General features: G+C 43.1%; 3 protein-coding genes and 1 riboswitch. All 3 genes read right to left on the bottom strand.

The window, feature by feature from the left end:
- On the bottom strand, nt 1-844 hold an 844-nt coding region (locus tag AB840_RS14975; RefSeq protein ID WP_048515632.1), incomplete at its 3' end, for an ABC transporter ATP-binding protein.
- Nucleotides 845-858: 14 nt separating this feature from the next.
- On the bottom strand, nt 859-1,758 hold the full coding sequence (locus AB840_RS14970; RefSeq protein WP_200809918.1) for an ABC transporter substrate-binding protein: 900 nt from the start codon (nt 1,756-1,758) through the stop codon (nt 859-861).
- A 226-nt stretch (nt 1,759-1,984) separates the two neighbouring features.
- Nucleotides 1,985-2,161: riboswitch (cobalamin riboswitch) on the bottom strand.
- A gap of 185 nt (nt 2,162-2,346) precedes the next feature.
- Nucleotides 2,347-3,322, bottom strand: a 976-nt coding sequence (locus AB840_RS14965) for an epoxyqueuosine reductase (RefSeq protein WP_048515630.1), incomplete at its 5' end; no start/stop codon positions are given.

Here is a 3,322-nt window from a genome sequence, read left to right as displayed (position 1 = left end):
CCCCCCCCCCCTTATTGATAATACTATGAAGTAAAGAACGCCTGCTGCTATCTTCTGTGGATATGCCATAGACATCAAAATGACCAGTTTCCGCATCTCGCCGTACCATTATCGGGACGCCATATACGGTACTCAGCTTTTCTTTGGTAAGTACCTCTTCTGGAATTCCCATTGCGGCAATGCGCCCTTGCCCAACAAGAAGAAGTTTTGTACAAAACCGGGATGCCAATGGCAATTCATGGGAGACAAGAAGGATAGTCTTTCCATATTGACAAAGGTCCCGGCAAAAGCGAAAAATTTCCTCCTGATAAAAAACATCCAAGCCGGCAGCCGGCTCATCCAGCAACAATACGTCTGTTTGCTGTGCCAGTACCTTAGCAAATAATACCCGCTGCTGCTGTCCACCGGATAGAGTAAGAATATCGCACGCTGAAAACGCTGAGATGCCTGTATATTTCATACAGGCATCGGCAATCTCCCGATCCCCTGTATCTTCATGCTGCCACCAGCGGAGATGGGGATACCTGCCGGTCATCACGATATCATGAACCGTATATCCAGGAAAAACAGGTTCATGCTGCTGCAAATAGGCAACTTTACGGGCAAAATCTCGTGTCCTGATTTTTTCAACGGGCTTGCCGCATAGCTCAATGCTGCCCTCTGCCAAAGGGAGAAACCCGCATATTGTTTTTAAGAGGGTACTTTTCCCAGAGCCGTTTGGCCCAATAATACCAACCATTTCCCCCCGCTGAACAGCCAGATTGAAATGGCACAATACAGACTGTGACGCATAGCCTGCAGAAACATTATGTAATTGTAATACTATATCAGCACGCTTTATCATGAAGTACTCTCCTACTATGTATCAACCGCAGATATGTGGCATCCATTGGGCTGCGCAAAAGGCTCACCGTAGACAGCATACGCAATCTCCTGCACGCCAAACACGACATCCTGAGAGTCATTATAAATATAACTTTCGCGAGGTTTGACAAGATGCCCTTCCCGCACTGCCGTCAGTGATTGTAATGCCGGATCCTGTACATATTCTCTGATAAACACATCAGGATCATACCTGCCATGATTAGTATACGATGGTAAAAACAAATAATCAGGATTAATCTTGACAAGCATTTCCTTGCTCATAGGCTGCCCGTCATGAATCCCGGCCCGGGCCATACCATTAATAACATTGGCAAACTTGCAGGCATCATCAAAAGTAGATCCTATTCCTCCGTAGTTGTTCATCAAAGAAATCAGTACGACTGATTTTTGTTGTTCTACAGGAATCATACTCACTTTCTTCTTGATATCATCTAACTTATAATTCATTTTTCTTACTATCGATCTGCCCTTATCCTCTTCTCCAATTGCCTCTGCCAACAACATCACCGTCTCTTTGATATCAGAAATATTACGTGCTCCTTTGCAGACGACAACAGAAATTCCCATGTCACGCAGCATATCTGCTTTTTCCAAATTACCCCAATCAGCAACGATAACTAAATCCGGCTTCAGCGCAAGAATAGTTTCAACTGAAGGATCTGTTATTTTCGTAGAAATCTGCTTTGCCTGCGGTACTACCGTAGATTCAAGCGGATCATCCAATAACATGTTGACCCCCACCAGCCGGTCCGGCGGCACTAACCCCAGCATAATTTCATCCGTCTCCATGGACAGCGTAAGAATACGTTTAGGCTTTTCCTTCATATGGACGACCGTTCCCTGCACGTCGGTTACCGTGTAGCCGCCAACCATACTCGTCTGGGAAATTGTACGAGTATTACAGCCGGAAATGCATACACAGCATAGTATGAGAAAACTCAAAAAGACACAATATCGCTTCAATATAGTAATCCTTTCATATTTCTATCATTATAGTTACATATTGACACGCAAAAAAAGCCGCAAGGATATCCTTACGGCTCACACATGCAGATTATATCTGTATACTGAATCTCCATCCCCATCGCTCGCAGGTCTATCGGTGATTATCAATCAGGCAGTTCTTCTGGCTCGGGTTCATCACCATACTGCGCCTTCCCATACGTATTCGTACAGTGGCGTTCTGCAGCTGGCTCATCCTTACAGCGGCGGGACCGCGCCGGTCTTGCACCGGCTTATCTATTATGTCAATGACACCTGATCTTATAAGTATAGAACTATACTATTATTTATAATATAGCTTATAATGTTTATGTAACTATAGCATGGCAATATACAAGTGTCAATCCTTTCAAATAATCCGGTGATAATTATCTGTCTGTAATTTTTTTGAAAAGGATTGCGAATGTAAAAAAATTCAGCGCTACATTTTTATTCTGCCTGCATGCTGTCAACACACCTTTACGTCTTGCGAGATTGCCGAAGAACACGCACCGCAGTTATGCGAAGCGTCTCCACTTGATCAGGAGGAATATGCCTTTCTGTTTTAGGAATTACTTTTTCACATAATACGGCATCAGATGCTTTTACTATGTTCTGAGGCCGCAATAATTCAGTAAGTTCCTCCAATCCGGGAAATTTTTCCCCCACACTCCAATCACGCCGGTTATACGGACAAGCATCCTGACAGCTGTCACATCCACAAACCCAATCTTCAAATTGTCCTTCATCCAATGATTTGGGAATACGTCCTTTTCCAAAGGTTGTCCAAAAAGAAACACAAGCCAGGGGATTCATTGTATAGGGAGAACTAAGCGCCTGCGTTTTGCAGGCCTGTTGACACAACAGACAGGTGTCCGAACAGGATTTTATATTGTTCACATGCTTATGTACGCATGTTTTATCGATGATATATCCTTCAAGGGCATAATAAGATCCCTTCTCTGTATAGAAAAAATTGTTTTTTCTGAAAATTCCCAGCCCTGCAGCTACGGCAGCATGACGCAGCGGTACATCACGAAGCGGCGCATTTGTTTCTCCTCCTTCAAAATATATCTTCTGATCTCGCATCCATGCTTCAAATCTTTTTTTATTTTTATGCTCCTCACTATCTGGAACCGTATCGCCGGATAGCATAAATGCTTTAGCGTACTTTCCCTGCAGTGATTTTGGGTATTGATATTTGCCCAGCCATGATGTACATACAACGATAGATTTACCCCAGGGATATCGTTTTTCGAGGCATGTGAATTTTTCCATTTTTTTATAAAATTGCACACTTTGAGGAATCTTTTCTCTTCGTTCATTAAGTCTTTGTTTATATCCATCAACCTCCGAAAGCGGTATGATCCCACAGTTTTCAAAACCACACTGTATTGCCATTTCATAAATTTTTTCTGAAAGTTCATTATATTCCATATCTTTCACCCCCATAGCA

This window comes from Megasphaera cerevisiae DSM 20462 (genome assembly GCF_001045675.1).
In the GTDB taxonomy this organism is placed as follows: domain Bacteria; phylum Bacillota; class Negativicutes; order Veillonellales; family Megasphaeraceae; genus Megasphaera; species Megasphaera cerevisiae.
This window is presented reverse-complemented; position numbering and strand designations above follow the sequence as displayed.